The sequence below is a fragment of the Chryseobacterium sp. Tr-659 genome (assembly GCF_011752975.1).
GTDB lineage: Bacteria > Bacteroidota > Bacteroidia > Flavobacteriales > Weeksellaceae > Chryseobacterium.
This window is the reverse complement of record NZ_VWWP01000005.1, coordinates 259,007-282,897: the sequence shown is the minus strand read 5'-3', so window position 1 is coordinate 282,897 and position 23,891 is coordinate 259,007. Positions and strand designations below refer to the sequence as shown.

24 protein-coding genes, 1 pseudogene and 1 riboswitch are annotated in these 23,891 nt (G+C 36.2%); of the genes and pseudogenes, 14 read left to right on the top strand and 11 right to left on the bottom strand.

Features of this window, described 5'->3' with window-relative positions; genetic code table 11:
• Positions 1-71 precede the first annotated feature (71 nt).
• Together F3J23_RS13425 and F3J23_RS13420 are read left to right on the top strand one after the other, a co-directional pair.
• Positions 72-899 carry an RsiV family protein gene (locus F3J23_RS13425; protein ID WP_167029732.1) on the top strand — a complete coding sequence of 276 codons (828 nt, stop codon included), beginning with the start codon at positions 72-74 and terminating at the stop codon, positions 897-899.
• A gap of 44 nt (positions 900-943) precedes the next feature.
• A complete protein-coding gene (locus tag F3J23_RS13420) occupies positions 944-1,795 on the top strand; it encodes a diacylglycerol/lipid kinase family protein (protein WP_167029917.1) in 852 nt (283 codons plus the stop codon).
• Between the two features lie 84 nt (positions 1,796-1,879).
• Here the strand turns inward: F3J23_RS13420 and F3J23_RS13415 are convergent, their stop codons facing one another.
• Both F3J23_RS13415 and ggt read right to left on the bottom strand, forming a co-directional pair.
• Positions 1,880-3,160: a dicarboxylate/amino acid:cation symporter gene (locus F3J23_RS13415; protein ID WP_167029729.1), complete on the bottom strand. Its 1,281-nt coding sequence runs from the start codon at positions 3,158-3,160 to the stop codon at positions 1,880-1,882.
• A gap of 169 nt (positions 3,161-3,329) precedes the next feature.
• Positions 3,330-5,018 carry a gamma-glutamyltransferase gene (ggt, locus tag F3J23_RS13410; RefSeq protein WP_167029726.1) on the bottom strand — a complete coding sequence of 563 codons (1,689 nt, stop codon included), beginning with the start codon at positions 5,016-5,018 and terminating at the stop codon, positions 3,330-3,332.
• Positions 5,019-5,219: 201 nt separating this feature from the next.
• Between ggt and F3J23_RS13405 the strand changes: the two genes are divergently transcribed.
• The gene (locus F3J23_RS13405; protein WP_167029723.1) at positions 5,220-6,185 is read left to right on the top strand and encodes an NAD-dependent epimerase/dehydratase family protein; all 966 of its coding nucleotides are present in this window, start codon (positions 5,220-5,222) and stop codon (positions 6,183-6,185) included.
• Between the two features lie 84 nt (positions 6,186-6,269).
• Positions 6,270-7,022 (top strand): polysaccharide deacetylase family protein, encoded by a 753-nt coding sequence (locus F3J23_RS13400; protein ID WP_167029720.1) that lies wholly within the window; start codon positions 6,270-6,272, stop codon positions 7,020-7,022.
• Positions 7,023-7,112: 90 nt separating this feature from the next.
• On the opposite strand, the gene F3J23_RS13395 is transcribed toward F3J23_RS13400, so the two are convergent.
• Positions 7,113-8,318: a metallophosphoesterase gene (locus F3J23_RS13395; RefSeq protein WP_167029717.1), complete on the bottom strand. Its 1,206-nt coding sequence runs from the start codon at positions 8,316-8,318 to the stop codon at positions 7,113-7,115.
• Positions 8,319-8,386: 68 nt separating this feature from the next.
• Entirely contained in the window at positions 8,387-9,454 is a 1,068-nt protein-coding gene (locus tag F3J23_RS13390; RefSeq protein ID WP_167029714.1) for a 3-oxoacyl-ACP synthase III family protein, read from the bottom strand.
• Positions 9,455-9,555: 101 nt separating this feature from the next.
• On the opposite strand from F3J23_RS13390, the gene F3J23_RS13385 reads away from it, so the two are divergent.
• From F3J23_RS13385 to F3J23_RS13350, 8 genes and pseudogenes are all read left to right on the top strand, one after another.
• Positions 9,556-10,125 carry a hypothetical protein gene (locus F3J23_RS13385; RefSeq protein ID WP_167029711.1) on the top strand — a complete coding sequence of 190 codons (570 nt, stop codon included), beginning with the start codon at positions 9,556-9,558 and terminating at the stop codon, positions 10,123-10,125.
• Between the two features lie 3 nt (positions 10,126-10,128).
• A complete protein-coding gene (gene ubiE, locus F3J23_RS13380; protein ID WP_065393879.1) occupies positions 10,129-10,860 on the top strand; it encodes a bifunctional demethylmenaquinone methyltransferase/2-methoxy-6-polyprenyl-1,4-benzoquinol methylase UbiE in 732 nt (243 codons plus the stop codon).
• Positions 10,861-10,863: 3 nt separating this feature from the next.
• Positions 10,864-11,646 (top strand): porin family protein, encoded by a 783-nt coding sequence (locus tag F3J23_RS13375; protein WP_167029708.1) that lies wholly within the window; start codon positions 10,864-10,866, stop codon positions 11,644-11,646.
• Between the two features lie 138 nt (positions 11,647-11,784).
• Positions 11,785-12,087 carry a hypothetical protein gene (locus F3J23_RS13370; protein WP_167029705.1) on the top strand — a complete coding sequence of 101 codons (303 nt, stop codon included), beginning with the start codon at positions 11,785-11,787 and terminating at the stop codon, positions 12,085-12,087.
• Positions 12,087-12,374: a cell division protein ZapA gene (locus F3J23_RS13365; RefSeq protein WP_002980525.1), complete on the top strand. Its 288-nt coding sequence runs from the start codon at positions 12,087-12,089 to the stop codon at positions 12,372-12,374. The genes F3J23_RS13370 and F3J23_RS13365 overlap by 1 nt, the downstream gene beginning before the upstream one ends.
• Before the next feature lie 228 nt (positions 12,375-12,602).
• Entirely contained in the window at positions 12,603-14,168 is a 1,566-nt protein-coding gene (rny, locus tag F3J23_RS13360; RefSeq protein WP_185156459.1) for a ribonuclease Y, read from the top strand.
• A 73-nt stretch (positions 14,169-14,241) separates the two neighbouring features.
• The gene (locus F3J23_RS13355; RefSeq protein WP_167029701.1) at positions 14,242-15,483 is read left to right on the top strand and encodes an MFS transporter; all 1,242 of its coding nucleotides are present in this window, start codon (positions 14,242-14,244) and stop codon (positions 15,481-15,483) included.
• A 277-nt stretch (positions 15,484-15,760) separates the two neighbouring features.
• A pseudogene (locus tag F3J23_RS13350) lies at positions 15,761-15,955 on the top strand (hypothetical protein); the annotation flags it as partial.
• Positions 15,956-16,038: 83 nt separating this feature from the next.
• On the opposite strand, the gene F3J23_RS13345 reads toward F3J23_RS13350, so the two are convergent.
• The 5 genes from F3J23_RS13345 to F3J23_RS13325 all read right to left on the bottom strand — a co-directional run bounded on the left by F3J23_RS13345 (position 16,039) and on the right by F3J23_RS13325 (position 21,063).
• Positions 16,039-16,974, bottom strand: coding sequence for a YeiH family protein (locus F3J23_RS13345; protein WP_167029694.1), 936 nt, complete (start codon positions 16,972-16,974; stop codon positions 16,039-16,041).
• 108 nt (positions 16,975-17,082) lie between these two features.
• Positions 17,083-17,958, bottom strand: coding sequence for a LysR substrate-binding domain-containing protein (locus F3J23_RS13340; RefSeq protein ID WP_167029691.1), 876 nt, complete (start codon positions 17,956-17,958; stop codon positions 17,083-17,085).
• A gap of 177 nt (positions 17,959-18,135) precedes the next feature.
• Positions 18,136-19,443: a voltage-gated chloride channel family protein gene (locus F3J23_RS13335; RefSeq protein ID WP_185156458.1), complete on the bottom strand. Its 1,308-nt coding sequence runs from the start codon at positions 19,441-19,443 to the stop codon at positions 18,136-18,138.
• A gap of 30 nt (positions 19,444-19,473) precedes the next feature.
• Positions 19,474-19,541: riboswitch (Fluoride riboswitch) on the bottom strand.
• Between the two features lie 78 nt (positions 19,542-19,619).
• The gene (locus F3J23_RS13330; RefSeq protein ID WP_167029688.1) at positions 19,620-20,459 is read right to left on the bottom strand and encodes a GLPGLI family protein; all 840 of its coding nucleotides are present in this window, start codon (positions 20,457-20,459) and stop codon (positions 19,620-19,622) included.
• Positions 20,460-20,595: 136 nt separating this feature from the next.
• Entirely contained in the window at positions 20,596-21,063 is a 468-nt protein-coding gene (locus F3J23_RS13325; RefSeq protein ID WP_002980508.1) for an acyl-CoA thioesterase, read from the bottom strand.
• A 120-nt stretch (positions 21,064-21,183) separates the two neighbouring features.
• Between F3J23_RS13325 and F3J23_RS13320 the strand changes: the two genes are divergently transcribed.
• Positions 21,184-21,540 carry an arsenate reductase family protein gene (locus F3J23_RS13320; protein ID WP_167029685.1) on the top strand — a complete coding sequence of 119 codons (357 nt, stop codon included), beginning with the start codon at positions 21,184-21,186 and terminating at the stop codon, positions 21,538-21,540.
• Positions 21,541-21,616: 76 nt separating this feature from the next.
• Here F3J23_RS13320 and F3J23_RS13315 read toward each other — a convergent pair whose 3' ends face one another.
• Positions 21,617-22,234 carry a hypothetical protein gene (locus F3J23_RS13315; protein WP_167029681.1) on the bottom strand — a complete coding sequence of 206 codons (618 nt, stop codon included), beginning with the start codon at positions 22,232-22,234 and terminating at the stop codon, positions 21,617-21,619.
• A gap of 218 nt (positions 22,235-22,452) precedes the next feature.
• Here F3J23_RS13315 and F3J23_RS13310 point away from each other — a divergent pair, with 218 nt between their 5' ends.
• Positions 22,453-22,638 (top strand): hypothetical protein, encoded by a 186-nt coding sequence (locus F3J23_RS13310; RefSeq protein ID WP_167029678.1) that lies wholly within the window; start codon positions 22,453-22,455, stop codon positions 22,636-22,638.
• A 62-nt stretch (positions 22,639-22,700) separates the two neighbouring features.
• Here the strand turns inward: F3J23_RS13310 and gcvT are convergent, their stop codons facing one another.
• Complete coding sequence (gene gcvT / locus F3J23_RS13305; RefSeq protein ID WP_167029676.1) at positions 22,701-23,777, bottom strand: glycine cleavage system aminomethyltransferase GcvT; 1,077 nt, start codon at positions 23,775-23,777, stop codon at positions 22,701-22,703.
• Positions 23,778-23,891: the final 114 nt, after the last annotated feature.

Sequence of the window (23,891 nt, the reverse complement as noted above, 5' to 3'; positions counted from 1 at the left end):
AAAAAAATATTTTTTTTCAAAAACCATTCATCTTTTGAATGGTTTTTGTATTTATTGTAAAAAATAGACTTATGAAAAATACAATTGCAGTTTTGGCTTTATCTTCATTCTTTGCTTTTACTGCGTGCAAAAAAAATGAAACAGCTGTGCCAGCAACTGCAAAAGCAGAAAATAAAATATCCAATGAATTAATGGTGGACTCTGTAAAAGTAAATGATTCCACAAAGATTACAGACTCTTTAAAAGTAAATTATACTTCAAAGCTGCTTGTTTTTCCTTCTATAAAAGATAAAAAACTTCTGGATAGTATCTATTTTCAGAATGATAAGATCAAAGATTTTTCGAAAGCCGGGCTTCAGGCCTATCTGGACAAAGAAAAGAATAATTATTTCACCTCTTTGAAAAATGATAATAAAGACTGGGTTTCAGATGTTACCTATGCACAGAACTGGTATTCCAGCTCTCATATGAATCTGATATCCAATACCAATAACTATATGCATATTCAATATGTTGGAAGCGGATACGAAGGCGGGGCCCATGATAATTATGGTTTCTCAGAACGTGTTTTCGATCTTAAGAACAGCAAAAAGCTGGAGTTGAAAGATATTACTTCAATGCCTAAAAGTAATATTGAAACTATTCTGATGAAAAATATTGACAAGATCAACAGCGGAACTATGGATGGAGACGGAGAAGTGAAGAACTCTGAGATGCTGTTGGTAGAAAAGATCCCGGCTTCCGATAATTTTTATTTTGATGATAAAAACCTGTATTTTCATTACAGCCCTTACGAAATCGCTGCGTTTGCAGCAGGAGATATTACAATTCCGGTCTCGTGGGAAGATTTGAAAGGGACATTAAATGCAGAATTTAAAGAAAGAATGAAAATTAAGTAATATTAATGCTTCCAGTTCAGGAAGCATTTTTTAATTTTGCGGTAATGGAAAAAGTAGCTTTTATTATCAACCCTTTTTCGGCCAAAAAAAATTATCAGCCGTTTTTGAATGAACTCAAAAAAAAAGTTGATAATCCGTCATATTACGTCTCCGAATCTATTGCAGGGACAGATGAATTTATTCAAAATTATTTTGATAAAGTGGATATTTTTGTAGCAATAGGTGGAGATGGAACAATTTCAACCGTTGCTAAAAATCTTATTAATACAAACAAAATCCTGGCAATTTTTCCGGCGGGCTCGGGAAATGGATTTTCCAATGAAACCCGATTCAGTAAGAATCTGGACGAACTTTTAGAAAAGATAAAAGCAAGAAAATCCAGAAAGATTGACACATTTACCGTGAATGACAGGCTTTCTATCAATGTTTCAGGAACTGGATTTGATGGTAAAGTTGTTAAGGAATTTGAAAAGACAAGCCGTGGATTCAAAAATTATATCAAAGTTTCTCTGAAAACCTTCTTTAATTATAAGCCGATCAAAGTTAAATTCTTAGATGAAGCATACCAGCAGTACAATGGAAAATATCTGATGCTGAATATTGCCAATACCCGCCAGTTTGGTAATAACGCTTATATTGCACCAAAAGCCAGCAAAAGTGACGGATTGGTAGACATGGTTCTGGTAAAGAAGTTTCCATTGACGTATTCAGCGCTATTTGCCTTCAGAATGTTTACTAAAAGGCTGAAAGATGATGAATATGTTACTTATCTTCCGGTTTCAGAAATATCTTTTAAAGTCAATACCAAAAACTGGCATCTGGATGGTGAATTTAATAAGATAAAATCACCCATTCATGTTAAAGTGCAGCCGGCAAGTCTGAATATTCTGGTTTGATGTTTCAATAAAGGATCTTATGTTATCAGCTTGAATTCGAATCTTAATTATATTTAGTTCCTTCAAATTAGATGTTATTTTTCATCACACTTCAAGCTTTTTCTCAATTTCTCCCGGATGGTCCAGACAAAAATGAAGCTGCTCTTTATCAAGCTGCTTTTCCCAGTTGGCAACCACTATCGTAGCTACGGAATTGCCGATTACATTGGTCAACGCTCTGCATTCACTCATAAATTTATCAATTCCAAGGATCAGAGTCATTCCTGCAATTGGGATTTCGGGAACTACGGCCAATGTTGCTGCCAGCGTAACAAATCCGGCACCCGTAACACCAGCGGCACCTTTTGAACTCAACATAGCTACCAAAAGCAGCATCAGCTGTTTTTCAATAGGAAGATGAATATTAAGGGCCTGGGCAATGAACAGAGAGGCAAGTGTCATATAGATATTGGTTCCGTCAAGATTAAAAGAATATCCTGTAGGTACTACAAGACCAACAATAGCCCTCGAGCAGCCTGCTTTTTCAAGCTTTTCCATAATCCCCGGCAGGGCAGATTCCGAAGAGCTGGTTCCCAAGACGAGAAGAAGTTCTTCCTTAAGGTAGAAAAGAAGCTTAAAGATATTAAATCCGTTATACCACGCGACAGCACCAAGAACCAATACGACGAAAAGTATAGACGTAATATAGAATGTAGCAACAAGGAATATAAGATTCAGCACAGAATGAAGTCCGTATTTTCCAATCGTAAATGCCATTGCTCCGAATGCCCCAATTGGAGCCAGCTTCATCAGCATATGAACGATTTTGAATACAGGAGTGGATAAATCCTGCAAAAAATCAGTGACTTTCTGACTTTTTTCTTTTGTAAGAACCAATGCAATTCCCATCAAAATGGCTACAAGAAGTACCTGAAGTATATTATCACCTACCAAAGGGCTGAACAGCGTTTCCGGAATAATGTTCATAATAAAACCCGTAAGTGTAGATTCATGGGCCTTAGCCTGATATTGTGAAACATCACCGGAAAGGGTAGCGGGATCAATGTTTAAACCATGTCCCGGCTGTAAAAGATTACCTACAAATAAACCGATGATAAGGGCAAGGGTGGAAAATGTAAAGAAATAGATCATTGCCTTTACAGCGATTCTTCCCACTTTTTTTAAATCGGTCATATGGGCAATTCCCAACGTAAGGGTAATAAAGATGACCGGAGCGATGATCATTTTGACGAGTTTGATAAATCCGTCTCCTAAAGGTTTCATTTTCTCACCCAGTTCAGGATAGAATCTTCCAAGAAGGATACCCGCAATTATGGCGATAATAACCTGGAAATAAAGCTGATTGTATATTTTTTTTGCTTTCAAAGAACAGTCGTTTTGTTTTTTTAAGGGCGAAAATTAAGAATTTTTATCTGAAAACATGATAAAAGTCAGTAAAATTACTTCAAATTTGAACTTCATATTAACAGCAAAAAAAATCGGCTCCATTGATTATGGAACCGAAATAATATTGTTGATTTAATAAATAGTGAGATTACTCCACTGCCACAGAATCATCCCCACGGCCGTCTGCTACAGCATGAATATTTCCTTTCTCATCCATGACGATCATTTCTGTCTTTCCGATGTATTTTGTCTTTTCAATCACATAGTTCTTGCTCTTCAATTCTGCGATGGTGCTTTCAGGGAAATTATTTTCCACGGTAATGGTTTCCGGAAGCCATTGATGGTGGAACTTAGGCGCATTTACTGAAATATTGGCATTCAGTTTAAAATCTACTACATTGACGATAGATTGGTACACAGAAGTAGGAATTGTGGTTCCTCCCGGAGTTCCTACAACCATATAAGGTTTTCCGTTCTTAAGTAGAATGGTTGGAGTCATGGAAGAAAGCATTCTTTTATTAGGCTGAATAGAATTCGCTTCACCGCCTACTGCGCCAAACATATTGGGAACACCTGGCTTGATGGAAAAATCATCCATCTCGTTATTTAAAAAGAATCCGGCTCCTGAAACCAATACTTTACTTCCATAATAACCATTAAGAGTAGTGGTTACAGAAGCTGCATTTCCCTCTTTATCTAATACGGAAATATGAGTGGTTTGGGTGGATTCCTTAGGCTGTGGAATGATTTTGCCTACTTCAGCACTTGGAGTCGCTTTATCAAAACTGAAACTTTTCCATCTGTTTTTCAGATATTCATCAGAAATGAGATAAGAGGTTTTATCCTGGATAAAATCCGGATCTCCCATATATTCTGCTCTGTCAGCAAAGGCTCTTCTTTCGGCTTCAGCCATGATCTGAACAGCTTTTGTTGAGTTTTGCTGATAATTTTCAAGATTCTCGAAGCTTGCCATTCTGAGCATCTGAGCTAGAAGAAGTCCGCCGCTTGAAGGTAAAGGCATTGAAACTACATCATTTCCTTTGTATTCAAATTCCAGAGCTTTTCTTTCCGCAACTTTATAGTTTTTAAGATCTTCAAGAGTGATAATTCCGTTTCCTTTTTTCATTTCTGCTACCAGAAGATCGGCAGTTTTTCCTTCATAGAATCCTTTTGCACCCAATTTCTGGATTAGTTTTAAAGTCTCCGCCAGATCTTTCTGAACCAGGATATCACCTGCTTTCCATGGGGCATCTTTTACAAAAATAATAGAAGATTTATTGTGCTTCTGGAATTTCTCTCTCTGGCTGTTGAGCATATCTGCTTCCTTATCTGTAATGGCAAATCCTTTTTCCGCCAGATCAATAGCGGGCTGGATAATCTTTTCCATAGGAAGTTTACAGTACTTCAGTGTTGCAAAAAATCCGGCAACACTTCCCGGAATTCCTACCGCCAGTCTTCCATTTTGAGAAAGATCAGTATTTGCTTTTCCGTTTTTGTCAAGATACATATCTCTGGATGCCTTTTTCGGAGCTGTTTCTCTGTAGTCCAATGTGAATTTTTCACCGTTATTTTTAACGCCTACCAGAAATCCTCCTCCTCCAATGTTTCCGGCTTGAGGATATACTACCGCCAGTGCATATTGAGTAGCTGTGACTGCATCATAGGCATTTCCGCCCATTCTCAGGATTTTTGCACCTGCTTCACTGGCTAGCGGATGTGCAGAGACTACAACACCCTTGTTTTTTACCTGTACTTCCTTGATGGTATTGAAGTCTGTAAACTGAGCCCAGCTAAGTTGACTTACAAGCAGGACCGAAGCAATTAAAATCTTCTTCATATGATTGTTTCTTTACAACAAAATTATTGAATTTTATGTAAACAGGTGCTGGTAATTATAAGCAAATTATTCTGGTTGTATTAAGAAAGAAATTTGTTAGAGTTTGAATATATGCTTGATGAATTTTTTTTAAATGCACCTTTTTTATTATGGTTAACATGTTTTTTTTACTTTTGTACAATTCTAAAAAAAATCTGAAAAATGGAATCCTATACGGAAAGAATACTGATTACAGGTGCGCTGGGACAGATCGGCACCGAACTTACAAATAGACTTGTAGAAATCCACGGAGCGGAGAATGTAGTTGCTTCAGGACTGGACAGATGGCAGGAAGGAATTACTTCTGCAGGACATTACGAAAGAATGGACGTTACGAATACACAATTGGTAAGACAGGTAATTCATGATTACGAGATCACTACCGTGTATCATTTAGCCTCTCTTTTATCAGGAACTTCTGAAAAGCAGCCTATTTTTGCCTGGAAATTGAATCTTGAACCTCTCCTTCATTTTTGTGAAATGGCGAAAGAAGGGCTTATTAAAAAGATCTTCTGGCCTAGTTCTATCGCTGTATTTGGAAAAGGAATTCCAAAACATGAAGTGGGGCAGGACGTAGTATTAAATCCTACAACAGTTTACGGGATTTCGAAAATGGCGGGAGAAAAATGGTGTGAATACTATTTCGATAAATATGGAGTAGATGTAAGAAGTATCAGGTATCCGGGATTGATCTCATGGAAAACTCCGGCAGGAGGTGGTACTACCGACTATGCCGTTGAGATTTTCTACAAGGCAATTGAAGATGGAAAATATACAAGCTTCATTTCCGAGAATACAGGAATGCCGATGTTGTATATGGATGATGCTATCAACGCAACATTGAAATTAATGGAGGCTCCTAAAGAAAGTTTATCAGTTCGTTCATCTTATAATCTGGGTGGAATGTCTTTTACTCCAAAAGAATTGGCGGAAGAAATCAAGAAAGAAATTCCGGATTTTACCATCGATTACAACCCTGATTTCAGACAGGCAATCGCAGATTCCTGGCCCGCTTCTATTGATGATTCAGTAGCTAAAAAAGACTGGGGACTAACTTATGATTTCGGAATTTCTGAAATGACGAAAGATATGATCAAAAATCTGAAAGTAAAATTAGCTAAGGATTAATAATGTAAAGTAATACTTTAATTAGATTTTAATTTAACATCTGATTTTTAGTATTTTATGAAATTTATATATATTTTAATTTAAATGGTATTGTTGACTTTTAACATCACTTGTATTGAAGCTGGAGCAAAAAATGGCTTCTCAATTACTGATGAAGAGCGATTGAAAATCACTGAAGATAATACCAAAGCAATTCTTAGAATTTTAGATGTTCATGATATCAAATCAAGTTTTTTTGTAGAGGTTTCTCTTACTGAAAAACTACAGAATTTAATAAAAGCAATTTCATCCAAAGGGCATGAAATTGCTTTTTATAATAAAGATTCTAATCTTGAAGAAATTGAAAATGCCAAGAAGAATATCCAGGAACTTTTGGAAAAACAGATCCGGGGAATCCGACAGAAAGAGGTGAAGATTTCTCAGGAAAATCTGAAACTGATGGAATTCAATTATGTTTCGAATATTGATAATGCAGATATTCTTTTCCCTTTCAAACGTCTGAAAAGAGATACGGAAATTACGGAAGAAGATGGGCTAAGTATTGTGCCGGAAAGTATTTCTCCATACAGTCAGCTGCCCTACAATGATTTCGTATTCCAGATTCTGCCCATGAAGTATTATCAGAATATGGTGTTGGAAACTTTACAGAATGAAGAATTTGTTCTGATTTATCTAAATACCTGGCAATTTACAGACTTTAAGAAATACCGTTTTGATATTCCTTTTTACAGGAGTCTGTTTTCGGGCAAAAAAATGGAGGACAAATTAGATGCCCTCCTTACTTTTCTCAATGACAGGGAAATGGCTACTTCCCGTATGAAAGATTATATTTTTTAGGTGATAGATTCCAGGGATTAGGGTAGGAGCTTCTTATGATAAACAATAATCCATTTCTAAACCTCTAACCTTTAAACTTTGAACCTTGGATTAGCTTAGCTCAAAAAGCGTAATCTCCGGCAGTACACCAACTCTTCCAGGATATCCAAGCACTCCAAAACCTCTGTTTACGTATAAAAGTTTTCCTTCACTCTCGTAAAGATCTGCCCATTTCGGATAGCGATACTGAACCGGTGACCATTTTACATTTTTGAGATCCAGACCAAACTGCATTCCGTGAGTATGTCCTGAAAGTGTTAAGTGGATGTTTGAAGGATGTTTTTTTACCACATAATCAAAATGAGTAGGATCATGGCTCATTAATATTTTGGTGGCGGATTCAGGTACCCCTTTTAATGCATCTTCAATTTTTCCGAATTGAGGAAAGGGTTTCAATCCCCAGTTTTCAACGCCCAGAATATATAATTTTTCTCCGTTTTTTTCAATAACTCTGTGTTCATTTCTTAGCATGTCAAAACCTGCCTGCTTTTCATAATCAATCAGAGTATCAAGGTTGTGTTTCTTGGCATCAGGAGAGGTCCAGGTTACGTAGTCGCCATAGTCATGATTTCCTAATACAGCAAACTTTCCGTCTTTAGCCTTGATCTTTGAAAATAAAGGGATAAAAGGCTTAAATTCATCTGCAACATTATTTACCATGTCTCCGGTAAATAACACGAGATCAGGATTCTGTTCGTTAATCAATTCAATGGCATGTTCCAGTTTACCGGGATCAGAAAAGCTTCCGCTGTGAACATCGGAGATCTGGACAATTTTGTATCCTTTAAAGCTTTTCGGAAGGTTTGTAAAGTTGACTCTCACTCTTCTTACTTTGTGTCTGTATTTTCCGAAAGTAATTCCATCAATGAAAAGAGCTGACAGAACACCGCTCATTCCCAATCCTACCAAACTCAGGAACTTTCGTCTTTCCGGGAAGAAGTTTTCCGAAGGTTTCGCGAACCCCAGCAAATATCCTCCGATCCTAATGATGTCATCAATCAATAAAAATAAAACTACAAAGACTTTAGGCAGAATGAAAATCAGAAATAATGAAATCATGATCTGAGCCCTTACCATGCTTCTGTCTGATCTTTGATAATGGGTAACTTCATAGGCAAAAATTCCATACACGATTAAAGAGATGACCCAATATCCGATTCTGATCCATGAATTATCTGTAAGGGTTCTTACAGCCTGATAAATGTAAACTTCCAGAAACAGGAAGATCCCGGCGATGATTAAAAAATTCTTTTGCATGTTCTGATCAAAAAAGCACAAAGAATAACTTCCCTGTGCTTTTATATTTTTTTTGTTTATTAAATATTTTAAGGAAATCTGTAAACGATAGCATTGATGTTCATTCCGGCACCTACCGAAGTCATTACAATGTTACCTTTTTCTTTAAACGATTGACCATCCATTTTTCCTTTAATTATTAAATCATACATGGTAGGAATCGTTGCTACAGAAGTGTTTCCAAGATCCTGGATCGTCATAGGAGAGATCGCGTGATCATATTCTTTCACGTCATAAAGTCTATGAAGTCTTTCAATCATAGCATAATCCATTTTAGCATTAGCCTGGTGAATTAAGATTTTATCAATATCTTCAATAGATAAACCTGCATCTGTAATCGTGTCTTTGATGGCAACCGGTACATTTTTAAGAGCATATTCGTAGATTTTTCTCCCCAGCATTCTTACATAAAGACGTTTTTGATCTACTTCTTTGTTGATTGATGGAGCGTTTTCAAGATAATTTAATTCTGGACCATTATCACAGATAGTATTGTGAGCAATAATTCCTACGTTCTCGTCATCTGTTGCTTTTACAACTACCGCGCCGGCTCCGTCAGCAAAAATCATTCTGTTTCTGTCATGCGGATCTGTTACACGGCTTAACGTTTCACCACCAATTACTAAAATCGTTTTTGCTACTTTAGCTTTGATTAAGTTGTCAGCCAAAATCATGGCTTCCACCCATCCCGGACATCCGAAAAGCATATCATATGTTATGCATTTTCTGTTTTTGATTCCCAGTTTATTCTTTACTCTTGCTGCCATGGTGGGCATAAAATCGGCATATCCGTTTTCAGTAACTTCCCCGAAATTACTTGCGTAGATGATATAATCCAAATCTTCGCCGTCTACTTTTGCGTCTTCAAGGGCAATTTTTGCGGCTTCATAACCGATCTGAGAGTTGGAAAGATCATCCTCAATGAATCTCCTGTTTTCGATCTCTGTAATCTCTACAAATTTCGCAATAGTTTCTTCCACAGGCTTTTCAATCTTTACCCCGTCTTCTGTATAGAACTCGGAATTCATGAAATAATCTCTACCAATAACTCTGTTTGGAATATAAGATCCAGAGCCAATAATGATCGTATTCGGCATTCGTTTATATGATTTTTTTAAAGATGCAAAGTTAATAATTAATATTAATAACGGAGAATTAAAAATATTATTAAATTTGCAAAAATTGTACTTTACAATCTATGAAAAACAACTCGTCCTTAAAAGGCTTACTTATTGCAGCTGTGGCGTTTATCGTTGCCTTTGGGATCTACTTCCTTTTTTTAGCCAAGAAGAATTATTATGTGGTAGATAATCCTACCCCGAACACGTATTACTTTAAGATCAATAACGGTTCTGAAGGTATTATTGCAGCGGGGCAGTATGTGCATGTGGATTTGAATAAGGGGAAAAACTCTATTCAGGTTTTTGACCAGAATAAAAAAATGCTTTATGATTCTGCATTTGAAGTGAATAAACTTCGCGGTCTTCTTAATATCACACATCAGGATTATTATGTGAATGATCAGTATTACGGATACAACCTTAAAAAGGATTCTTTACTGATGGCACTTGATAAAACGGTTATTGATGGAAAAGATTACTACGGAGGTGCCAAACGCTTCAATAAGCTTTACACAGAAGATTTTTATTACAATGTGGATGAAGACTATGACAAAGTGATCAAAAATATCCAGCAAGTGGAATCGAGATCAAAAATCTTCAGAAAGCAGGATTACCTAAATTATTATAAAGAATATTACAAGTTTTAAGTTTTGACAAAAGATATCACCAAAGTTACTCCCTACAATTCAGAGGCTACTAAAAAAAGCCAGGTAGAGGATATGTTCGACAACATTGCACCGAAGTATGACCTTCTAAACCATGTTTTATCCATGAAAATTGACGTTTTATGGAGAAATAAACTGGTAAGATGGATGAAAAATGATAATCCGCAGGAAGTGCTGGATGTGGCTACAGGAACGGGAGATCTGGCAATTACGATTGAAAAAGGAACCGGTTCAAAAGTCGTTGGTTTAGATTTATCACAACAAATGCTGAATGTTGGCGTTATTAAAATAAAAAAACTTAAATTAGACGGCAAAATTTCCATGCAAAAAGGAGATGCGGAAAATTTACCTTTCGAAGAGAATAGATTTGATGCTGTCTCCGTTGCATTTGGAGTAAGGAATTTTGAGAACCTTACCAAAGGTTTGGCAGAATTACGAAGAGTAGTTAAAGATAACAAAAGTGTTTATATACTGGAGTTTTCAAAGGTTGAGGGTTTCATGGGACCGTTTTATATGTTTTATTTCAAAAATATATTGCCTGCCATTGGCAGATTGGTTTCTAAAGATAATAGGGCGTATACATACCTTCCGGATTCTGTAAATGCTTTTCCTTTCGGGGAGAAGATGAAACAAATTCTTTTAGATACGGGATTTAAGAAAGTAGAATATAAAAAATTAAGTTTAGGTATAGCCACAATTTATAAAGCAACAAAGTAACCTATGAATAAATTTCTATTAAAAGCACTGGTTTTAACCTCAGTAAATGTTGCCGTTTTTGCTAACGCGCAATTCAGAACCCGAAACAGAATGGATAAGTTGGAAGACTTTGACGAACAGAAATTCAGTTGGGGATTCTATTTGAACGGGAACAGACTGGACTACCGCATTGTACTGCATCCGAAGTATGGGATGAATGATAATGAAAACCTTGTTACTTCTAAGGAAAGTTACAGTTTCGGTGCCGGGCTTATTGCAAAATGGAGACTGAATGATTATCTGGATGTAAGGATAGAACCAGGTTTACAGTTTGCACAAAGACAGTTGACTTTTAATACGCAATCTAATGACATCTATGCAGGTGGATCTTTAACCAATCCTCCTTTCATGCCTTTCCCTCTACAGGAAAAAGATAAAGTAAGAGAAGTAAAATCTACTTTGATCGATATCCCTGTGCTTTTGGAACTTCACGGGCAGAGATGGTATAATTCAAGGCCTTATGTTGCAGCCGGGGTAAACTATGTTGTTAACCTTCAGTCTAATGCAACCTCTACTGACGATAACATGCAGGGAATCTACAGATCAACGACTCACAACTTTGCATGGTCGGCAGAAATGGGAATTCAGTTTTATTTCAACAAATTTAAACTGACTCCTGCCATCAGAGGAACATTCTTCATGAATAACGAGAAAGTGGCTGATAATGCTACTACACCTCCTTACTGGGCATCTGCAATATCTACATTACAGACAAGAGCCGTAATGTTCGTTCTGAAATTTGAATAAAAAAATTATTATTAAAAATACTCGGGAGGTGCATCAGCGCCTCCTTTTTTGTTCGTATATCAAAATATAGAGCGTTTTATTTTTGTTAGTGTTATTATTTTTTTATTTTTGCTTTTAGTTAGAATATACAAACCTGAAATGCTTCAAGATTTAGAAAACAATTTTTCAGAATTAGAGAGAAAGATTTTGACTCTCCAAAAGAATTATAAAAATCTTACTGAAAGTTTATCGGAATTAAATATTGAACATGAGGAGTTGAAGAAGAAGTACGATGAGGAAAGAAGACGAAATCAGGTATTAGCAGAAGAACAAAAAAATATAAAACTTTATTCAGCAATATCAGGAAATCCTGAACACAATAGGTTAATGAAAAACCACATCAACAGATTGGTAAAAGAAATTGATTTCTGTATTGCTCAGCTTCAAAACAGTGGATTATAATGGAGATAAGGAGAATAACCGTCAACATTGCAGGAAGAGTATATCCGCTGAACGTACCGGCAGCAGAGGAAGAAACTTTGCGTAAAGTAGGGAAGCAGATAGAGAATATGATTAAAGATTTTGAACAGAACTTTGATGTAAGAGATAAACAGGATGCTTTGGCAATGTGTGCCCTGAAACTGGGAACCAATGCAGAAGTAGTTTCTCTTAACTACGAAAAAAATATTAATTCTACCAACGAAAGATTAGCACAGATTAATCAGTCGTTGAATGAAATCGGGAAATAGATTTTTTTTCCTGAAAACAGACTGCCTACAATAATTCTAACACATTAAAGGTAAACTCAACGCTAAACAATTACCGAGCAAATGTCCTTTGAATGGCGCGCCGGATTCCCGGATTACAGACAAAGGAAATCAGTTCAAATCGTGTTGATTAGGAGTTTACTCTCAATCGCTGAATTGTTGTGGGCTTTTTTATTTTGATATGAATACAATTTAAACTCAATATATATTATGATAGAAGTTATAGTCGGTGTTGTTTGTTTAGTAATCGGAGCTGCAGTGGGAATGTTTTTTTCCAGAAGCTCTCTGAATACTAAAGCAAAATTCATCTTAGATGATGCCAAGAAAAATGCCGAAAACCTTATAGAAAAAGCTAACGTACAAGCTGAATCCATAAAGAAAGAAAAGAACCTTCAGGCAAAAGAAAAATTCCTGGAGCTGAAATCACAGCATGATACAGACATTCAGTCCCGCGAAAAGAAAATGCAGGAAGTTGAAAAAAGGATTAAAGACAAAGAGCACAAGCTGAATGACGAACTAAGCAAGACCGGAAAGCTTGAAAAAGATCTTGACAAGCAGATTGCCGATTATGCCAAGAAGAACGAAATTTTAGAAAGAAAACAGCAGGAATTAGATACAGCTACTGCTAAAAAAGTAGAAATACTTGAAAAAATCTCTAATTATACCGCTGATGAAGCTAAAGCAGAATTGGTAGAAACCATGAGAGCCGAAGCGAAAACAAGAGCACAGGCACACGTTCAGAGCATTATGGAAGAGGCTCAGATGAATGCCAAGAACGAAGCAAGAAAAATCGTTATCCAGACGATTCAGAGAATCGGAACAGAACAGGCTATCGAAAACTCAGTATCAGTATTTAACATTGAATCTGATGAAGTAAAAGGTAGAATTATCGGTAGAGAAGGAAGAAATATACGTGCTTTAGAAGCCGTAACAGGTGTGGAAATCATTGTTGATGATACCCCTGAAGCAATCCTTCTTTCATGTTTTGATCCTGTAAGAAGAGAGATTGCAAGATTATCACTTCACAGATTAGTTACCGATGGTAGAATTCACCCGGCAAGAATTGAAGAAGTAGTTGAAAAAACAAGAAAACAGATTGAAGAGGAAATCATTGAAGTTGGAAAGAGAACCATCATTGATTTAGGAATCCACGGATTACACCCTGAACTGATCAAAATAGTAGGTAGAATGAAATACCGTTCTTCTTACGGACAAAACTTACTGCAGCACTCAAGAGAAGTTGCTAATATTGCTGCAACAATGGCTGCAGAATTAGGATTGAATGTAAAGCTAGCTAAAAGAGCAGGTTTATTACACGATATCGGTAAAGTTCCTGAGCAGGAATCTGAACTGCCGCACGCCTTGTTAGGTATGCAGTGGGCTGAGAAATATGGTGAAAATCCAGAGGTAGTGAATGCTATCGGTGCTCACCACGACGAAATTGAAATGAAATCATTATTATCTCCGATCATTCAGGTAGCAGATGCGATTTCAGGAGCAAGACCGGGAGCAAGAAGACAGGTATTGGAATCTTATATCCAGAGACTGAAAGATCTTGAATCCGCAGCATTAAGCTTCGATGGTGTATCTAGTGCTTATGCTATCCAGGCAGGTAGAGAGCTTAGAGTAATGGTAGAAAGCGGTAAAGTAAACGATGAAGTAGCTTCTCAATTGTCTTATGATATCTCTGAAAAGATCCAGAATGAACTTACTTATCCTGGACAGGTTAAAGTAACAGTGATCAGAGAAACAAGAGCAGTGAATATTGCAAGATAATAATCAAAGCAAGATATTTAATAAAAACCTTTCAAGAAATTGAAAGGTTTTTTATTTTTATCAAAACTTAAAAATGCAAGAACTGTCCATGTCTTCAAAACTGAAGCATATCCTTTCAATTCCCGTTATTATTTCAGCCTTAGGCTATTTTGTAGATATCTATGACCTCCTTTTATTTGGAATCGTGAGAATTCCAAGTCTGAAAGCTTTAGGTCTTAACCCTGATGCTGACGGAACGTTTATTTTAAACTGCCAGATGGTAGGGCTTCTTCTCGGAGGTGTTTTCTGGGGAATCTTCGGAGATAAAAAAGGAAGGCTTTCCGTATTGTTCGGGTCTATTTTAGTCTATTCTCTGGCTAATATTGCCTGTGGTTTTCTCCCTTATTTTCCAAAAGAACATTTGGTGTACCAATATGCGGGTTTAAGGTTTATTGCAGGGATTGGCTTAGCAGGAGAACTGGGAGCCGGAATTACATTGGTTTCTGAAAGCCTCCCGAAGAATTTAAGAGCGATCGGAACTTCGGTAGTTGCAGGTTTCGGATTAATGGGTGCGGTAGTGGCACAATTAACGGTAGAATTAGCCGGTGGATGGAATATTTCTTACATCATTGGCGGAGTTATGGGGATTTTACTATTACTGCTGAGAATAAGCGTCTCAGAATCCGGAATTTACAAGAATATAGAACATAAAAATGTCTCAAAAGGCAACTTTCTTTCTTTTTTCACAAATAAAGATCGTCTCATCAGATATCTGAAATGTATAGCAGTAGGATTGCCTACGTGGTATTGTATAGGGATACTGGCGGTTTTAGCCAACCAATTTGCCCCTGAATTAGGAATAAAGGAGATCAACCCCGGAAAGGCAATTATGTGGGCTTATGTAGGTATCTCTGTCGGTGATCTGTTGAGTGGTTTTATTTCTCATGCTTTAAAATCCCGTAAAATGGCTATATTTTATATGCTGATCTTTACACTGATTGGTGTTGCAATTATGCTGTTCGGAAATACCAATACAGAAATAAAATATTATCTTTTCTGTGTGTGGCTTGGCTTTGGGACAGGATATTGGGCAATGTTTGTAACGCTGGCAGCAGAGCAGTTCGGAACTAATATAAGAAATACCGCAACTACAACCGTTCCGAATATGGTACGAGGGTTAGTTCCCATAATGATTCTTGCTTTTGATTCTCTTAAAGGGAATTTTTCTGTAATAGAAAGCGCTGCAATTGTTGGAATTGTAGTATTTGGACTAGCTTTTTATTCCTCTTTAACCATCTCAGAAACGCACAATAAAGATCTGGAGTTTACTGAGTAATTAATATTTCTTAAAAAGATTAATCATATCTGTTTGTAAACATAATGGTCTCAAAAAAAGACAAAACCTATTGCCTTAGAAAATGAACATACCGTTTTTAATTTACCCGATTATTTGAATTGTTTAAAAATTATAAACATTCTATTCCTTATTTAAGATATAATAATTAAGTTAGAATCAATAAATTATTAATTTTTGCAATAATTTTTGTTGCGTGTGATTAATATTTGTTTAACTTTGGAACGTAACTAAAACTAAATTATAACTAAAACTAAATCACATGAAAAATGCTAAAAAACTAAAGAAGCAAGATTTGAAAAATATTGTAGGAGGCCTTGACAGCTTTGGAAGTATTCAGATAGACCTTTCTCTTTGCGGATGCAGCTGCTCAGGAGCGGTAACAGGTCCAAAATATTGTTCTCAATATATGGCTTGCCCGCAGGTATATACTTGTGGTGAGGCTCTTGCATAAAAAAATTATTTCAACACATGAAATAAACATTTCCACATTTAATATGCAGAACCCTTTTGATTTCAAAAGGGTTCTGCTGTTTTTTAGTGAATGATATAAAGAAGACTTCCCACACTTATGGTTACCCAAAGGAGGATTGCTGTAAGTAAAGGTTTCATCCCAATTGACTTCAGGGTCTGTAGAGAAAGGGTAGATCCTATGAAAAATAGGGTCAGATTTAATCCTGATTTAGCCAGAACAGTAATCGAAGCACTGAATCGGTCAAGAAATGGGAAATAAGTATTCAGAAGAATAGCAATGATAAAGTATCCTATAAACCACGGGATTTTTATTTTTGAATCTTTGCTTTTAAAAACAAACATAGTAATCAGTGAAACGGGAATGATCCATAAAGCGCGGGCCAGCTTCACTGTTGTTGCAATTTTCAAGGCTTCGTCTCCATATTTGCTGGCAGCACCCACTACAGAACTTGTATCATGAATTCCCACAGCACACCACAGGCCAAACTGCTCCTGGGAAAGATTCAGAAGGTGTCCGATAGCAGGATATACGAATAAAGCAATAGAATTTAGAGTAAAAACAATAGCCAGTGCCAGAGAAATCTGCTTTGTACTAGGCTTTATGATAGGTGAGACCGCTGCAATCGCACTTCCTCCACAAATAGCTGTACCAGCGGAAAGAAGATAAGATAAAGGTCTTTCAAGTTTAAATACTTTCCCCAGGAGATACCCTAAAACCATTACAGTAACAATACTTACTACGGTCAGCATCAGTCCGGTTTTTCCGGCGTGAAGAGCTTCGTCCAGCTTCAGCCCGAATCCCAGCCCTACAATTGAGATCTGTAATAATAAATGGATATATTGATGAAGATGTTTTTCAAAGGGATTTCCAATAAAAACCGCTAAAAGGAAACCCAAAGCCAGAGCGATTGGAGATGAGATAAGCGGAGTCAGGCAAAGAGCTGCCAATACAATGAAAATTACTTTCCGTGTCATTTCATTCTGAATGAAATCTTTCATAATACGAACTTTTAAAATCTGATTCAAAATTCCGTATTTTATTATTACAAAGTAAATTGTATTTTGTTATGTTGGATAACTAAAAGTTATATCTTTGTTTACTGCTTACTATTCTGTAAATCTCAGGAAAAGTTGTATCAGTTCAGACTGCTCTCCCTTAGGAAGAATAAAATGAAAATCCCTTTCAATACTAAAGTTTTTAATATCAATAACAGTCAGTACATTATTTTTAAGCTCATTCAGAATAGTACTTATAGAAAGAAATGCCATACAATCTGAGTGGAGAAGATAATTTTTAATACTTTCACTGCTTCCCAGCTGTATAACGGTATTCAATTCATTGATGTTGATATCCTTTTCTTTCAGGCGGTTTTGAATAAATTCTAAAGTCCCGGAACCCTGTTCTCTGAAAATAAGGTCCAGATCATAAAGATCTTTTAAATGCAATGTTTTGTGTGCTAAAGCATGGTTTGATTTTGCGGTGAGCACAATTTCATCGGGTTTAAAAGTTTTATAATCAAAATAGGAAGACTGTGATTCTCCTTCAATAATTCCCAGATCAATTTTTTCTTCTTTTAAAAGTGTTGAAATAGCTTCCGTATTTCCGGTAAGAAGTTCAATTTTGATGTCTTTATAATAAGTATTGAATTTTGCTAAAATTTCAGGCAGAATATATTGGGCAACAGTAGTACTTGCCCCAATGATCAGTTTTCCTTTATGCTGCTGATTAATCTGACTGATTTCAAATTCAAGGTCACGGTAAATATTTCTGATCTTTTCAGCATGTTCGTACAAAATCTTTCCACTTTGTGTAAGCTGGATGGAAGTTCCCTTGCGGTCGAATAATTTAGCACCTATCTGAATTTCAATTTCTTTAATATGTTTAGTAACAGCAGGCTGCGAAATGTGAAGCTCTTCTGAAGCCTTTGTGAAACTCAATCTTGAAGCTACCGTATGGAAAACTTTTAATCTGTAATCGAACATACGGGTAAAATTACGAATTATAGTTGGAAAAGAAAGGTGCTGGGTGAATGAGTTTTAGAGTAACACAGAAGGTTACGTGAGCTGGAATTCAAAGTTCAAGGTTTAAAAGTTCAAGGTTTAAAGTTATATGAGTAACTAGCAACCAGCAACCAAAACAACCAGCAACTAGCAACAAACCTATAAAAAATCCGAAATTGAATGATCCTGCTGACTTTCATACCTTCTGTTTTTCGCTTCCCCGATTTTCTGTTTTGTGTAAATACTGTTATGTCCTGAAAAAAGATACGAAACAACACAGGCAATAGCCACATACACACCGCATTCAGCTCCGAATAATTCAATTCCCATCAGCATACAGGCGAGTGGAGTATTGGTAGCACCTGCAAATACAGCAACAAATCCCATTCCCGCCAATAAACCAAATGGAAGCGGAATAAACAGAGATAAGGCACTGCCTAATGCTGCACCAATGAAGAATAAAGGAGTAACCTCACCTCCCTTAAAACCGGCAGAGAGCGTAACGATTGTGAAGATCATCTTTAGCGCAAAATCATAGAGTGGAAGCTGCTTTTCAAAAGATTCTACAATCACGGGAATACCCAGTCCGATATATCGGGTGGTACCCATGGCAAAAACGGCCAGAGCTATGATAATTCCACCAACAACCGGACGAAGCGGAGGATATTTGATATTTGATTTGAAAACAGAACCTGCCCAATGAATGATTTTACTGAAACACGCAGCACAGATTCCAAAAGCAATACCAGCCAGAACACTGTAAAGAATTGGCAGAAATTCCAGTTTTGGAATAAAATCAATAGGGTAATGAGTGTGTTTTACATTCCATAGACTGGTGACCCAATCGGCCAGGATTGCAGCAGCAAAAGCTGGAAAAATAGCATTATATCGAATTCTTCCGATCAGAAAAACTTCAAGCCCGAATACCGCTCCTGCCAAGGGGGTTCCGAATACAGAACCAAATCCGGCAGCAATGGCAGCAATAATTAATATTTTTCTATCATTCCTGTCAAGTTTAAAAGGTTTAGTGAACTGATCTGCAATAGCTCCCGCCATTTGAAGAGCTGTTCCTTCACGCCCTGCAGACCCTCCGAAGAAATGAGTGGCCATTGTTCCAAGATAAACAAGAGGAGCCATCTTAAAAGGAATGATACCCTTGGGGTCCTGAATGGTGTCAATCAGAAGATTGTTTCCGGCTTCCACTTCTTTCCCCAATTTATAATACAAAAGTCCGATCAGGAAGCCCGCGATGGGTAACAAAGCAATCAGCCATATATGATTCTCCCTGAAATGAGTAGCCCATTCCAGCGATTGTAAAAAGCCTGCCGAAGCCGTTCCTACCAACCCCCCAATAATGATACTGATGAACAGCCATTTTAAAACATAAGGCAGGGCCGGAAATTTTCTAAAGAAAAAATGAGTGTGAAAAACTGCTTTTTTAGCAAGTGTTCGTTGATTTTTTGACATAATAATCCTGATCAGTTATTGTTAATAATCTTTCAATCAGGCGTCATCAGCTTTTGTAAAGCGGTTGGGTAAGGAAGAACACCATTTCCTTTGATGATACAAATATATAAATTATAATAAAAGATAAAAAGATCTTGTTGTTAATTTTCAATGTATCCTGGTCGTGGTATTTTCGTTTAATATACAGGATAATGCATTCCCTTATCAATCTCCAGCGGATTATTGTATTTTCTGATCACTTCCTGCATACTTTTAGTTTGGGTGTTAAGCTCATCAATATTACGGATCTCTTTTCCATTGATATTAATTTTAAGATCATTAGTAGATTTGCTGATGGTATTTCTTTCAAATGCAAATGGGTCGTTGTAAAACTCCATGATCAGTTTGTATTTTTGTTTCTCATTGATAGGAACGGCTTTATTTCCGAAATTGGATTCCAGGAAATCATTCGTTGAGTAGAATCCTGTTAGTTTCTGACTTTTAATAAGATTGTAGACGAAGTTCTTCTTCGCATCAGAAAGTTCAAAGATCAATCCGGGAAGTCCCCGGAACTTAAACGGCCCTTCATTGAAAGGAATATCTTTGCAAAACCAGGCTGTCCAGCTTCTTCCCCCGAATTTTGTAGTAGCTTTTTGCAAGGTATAGTTTTCTACTTTCTTTATCTCATCAGAAATCGTCCAATTTATCTTATCTGTGGTTTTATAAGAATAATATCCCTGCTTGATGTTGATGTAATTTTCATTATCAAAAGAATTGATTTTTCTTTTCACAACCTGCCCGGACATATCTGTATGACTGGAATTCATTCCGAATTTTTTGTTTAAAGAATCGGTAATAATGAGATTTTGCCCATAAAACTTAACTTCTTTGGGAGTAATATCCAGAACCATATTCAGTTTTTCGTGGCCGGCTTCCGTAGAATCCATTTTATACTGTAATTCATAGATGAAACGATGAGTCTGAGAATGAATCAACCCCATAGTAAACACAGTAATTAAGGTTAAAATACTTTTCATGTCATGGTTATTTTGTTGCTGGTTGCTGGTTATTTTGTTGCTGGTTGCTGGTTGCTGGTTTTTTTTGTTGCTGGTTGCTCACATAACTTTAAATTTTAAACCTTGAACCTAAAACTTTGAACTTTAAATCTGAGACCTATAGAAAAGGTTTCATTTCATCCTCGATCTGTGTTCTTAGTTCCATCAGGCGCTTGGCGTACATTTCCAGTTGTTTCTCTTCTTCTGTTTCCGGGGTCCATTTAGGTACAGGAAGTTTTTTTCCGTTCTCATCTACGGCAACAAAAACGATGATACAATGGGTTTTTTTCTCAAAATTCGGCTGCTTAAGATTTCTTGAAAAAACATTAATAGCGATATGCATGCTTGAAGTTCCGGTATAGATTACCTGAGCGTCAACTTTTACCACTTCCCCGATTTTGATAGGATCATAAAAGCGGATTCCCCCTACATACACTGTGACGGAATAATTACCACTCCAGGTTGTAGCACATGCATAACCGGCCTGGTCAATCCATTTCATAACACTTCCTCCATGTACATTTCCTCCGTAATTAACATCTGAAGGCTCCGAAATAAACTGAAAAGTAATAGGCTTGTTCTGCATCTTTATAAAATTTGAATAAAGTTATTTAATAATTTCCAAAGTTTTAGATTAAATCCTACTTTTGAATGGCGAAACGTTTAATGAAAGAGAATTTTAACAAATAACAGATTAGAAACAGCAATGAAGAAAGTATTTTATCTTAACACATGTGATACCTGCAGAAAGATTTTAGCACAATTTGACCTTACAGGATGGGAACTTAGGGAGATCAAAAAAGAGCCGATTACAAAAGAAGAACTGGCAGAAATGCATAAAAAAACAAAATCATACGAAGCATTGTTCAGTAGAAAATCTACTCAAATCAAATTGAGAGGACTTGATGTAAAGTCTTTGACGGAAAAAGATTTTAAAGAATTGTTACTGGATCATTATACCTTTTTGAAACGTCCTGTTTTTATGACTGATAAGGAGATTTTTGTAGGAAATGATAAGAAAAACGTTGAAGAATTACAGAAATTTTTTGATGTAAAGAAATAAATATAACTTTAAAAAGTAGATTTGTCCGGCTTAATAATGATTTTTATTATAAGCCGGACATTTTTATTTACGTTATTTATTTTCCTATCAAAATGTTATATTCTTCGGGAATCTGTACACCCAGAAAGCGGTTGGTAAATCCATAGAAAATTAGAAGAGTGGTAAAAATACCTAATATGAGAATAGCTTTTGATTGTGTGGCTGGTGATATTTGGTAAATAGACATTTGCATTTTTTTATAATGTATTGCTGCAATATGTCCGAAAAAAGATAAAATAGCTAGTGAATAGTAAGGTATAAAGAATAAATTGAGAGGAAAAGTATTGATCCCTGCCGCTCCAAAATAGAAGTTGGTATCCAGATGTAAATAAAATCTTCCTGTCAATACAGCAGATACATGAATCATAAGAAAAAAAGCCAGATAAAGCCCTGATAATATCTGAAGCTTTTCAAACTTTAAATGGGTATTTTTCCGGAGGATAAAAAAAAGACTGAGTCCCGAGATAATCTGTACAACCACCGCAAGTAATAATACAGTTTCACTTATAGGATTGCGATATAGTTTTCTGAAAGCATGCATGATTTCAATATGCAGATCCGCTCCAAAAATACTGCATATATGATTGAATAAATGAAGCCCGACAAATAAGGAAATAGTTAGTCCGGAAAAATAATGTAAGCTTTTGGTTTTCATGAAATAGTTTTTTGTTTATAATATCTTTAGAAGATGTTATTATACAAAAGTAAATATTGATTTTCCGGTAAAACTTAAACTGGTTTAAGAAACCGTTGATTAGCCCTTAAATATATTTGTTTTTGTTTTAAATGTCTTATTGTCAGTGTTTTATTTGTTTTTTTGAATGGTTTGGAAGAATAAATACATATATTTAGGCTTACCAAAATCTTAATACTATGAAAACATACTTTTTAAAAACAAAGAAACTTAACAGATCAGAACTGAAGGATGTTAATGGAGGAGTTGCTTCAATAAACCAATGCAACTTTTTATGTGGGGCAGCTGGCGGAGTAGTTTCTATCAGACCGGGAGTTGGGGATGTTTGTAATGCTGACAGGTCTGTTTGCTGTATCTGCTATTAAACAAAAAAGAGGCTGTAATTTTATTTACAGCCTCAGTTATTTAAGAATATCTTTTGAACGGATTATACAAAAGGAGCTTTTACCACTTTTGCAGGAATGTTCTTGTTTCTTACCTGAATAAAGATCTCAGATCCTAATTTGAAATGAGGCTTGTCTACATAGGCTAAACCTAACCCGATTTTCTTCATTGGAGACTGTGTTCCTGAAGTTACTTTTCCGATTACGTTTCCTTCTGCATCCACCACAGGATAATCATGTCTTGGAACTCCTTTGTCTGTAAGCTCAAAACCAACTAATTTTCTGGTAACTCCTTCTTCTTTCTGCTTTGCGAAAACATCTTTAGATACGAAGTCTTTGTCAAACTTAGTGATCCATCCTAAACCAGCTTCAATCGGAGAAGTAGTATCGTCGATATCATTTCCGTAAAGACAGAATCCCTTTTCCAGTCTTAAAGTATCTCTGGCAGCCAATCCGCAAGGAATAATTCCTTCCTCTTTACCTGCGTCCATTACTGCATCCCAAAGTTTTTCAGCACTTTCGTTATTGAAATAAATCTCAAAACCACCGCTTCCGGTGTATCCTGTATTTGAAATGATTATATTATTTTCTCCCGCAACACTTCCCACTGTGAAATGGTAGTAAGGAATTTCTGAAAGATTTACATCCGTAAGCTTTTGAAGAATTTCAGTAGCCTTAGGTCCCTGAACGGCTAATAATGACATTTCATCAGAAGCATTCGTCATTTTAGCTCCGAAAGTATTGTATTTTGAAATATGATTCCAGTCTTTTTCAATGTTAGAAGCATTAACTACAACGAAATATTTGTCATCTTCCATTTTGTAGACGATAAGATCATCTACAATTCCTCCGTTTTCATTCGGAAGACAAGAATACTGTGCCTTTCCATTTTCCAAAGCATCTACATTATTGGTCGTTACCAACTGTAAAAGATCTTTTGAACCCGGCCCTTCAATGAAAAACTGTCCCATGTGGGAAACATCAAATAATCCTGCCTTTTCTCTTACTGCAAAGTGCTCTTCTGTAACCCCTGAATATTGAACAGGCATTTCAAAACCTGCAAACGGAACTATTTTAGCTCCTAAAGAAACGTGTTTGTCGTATAAAGCCGTTTTGTTCATAATTTACTTTTTAAATTTATTTGTTATTCTAAAAATATTTTTCCTTTTACCTCTGTATGTTTGTCTGAAATAGTATTAAGTAATAGCTTCTCAGTATTGTTTTTGATGGTGAAA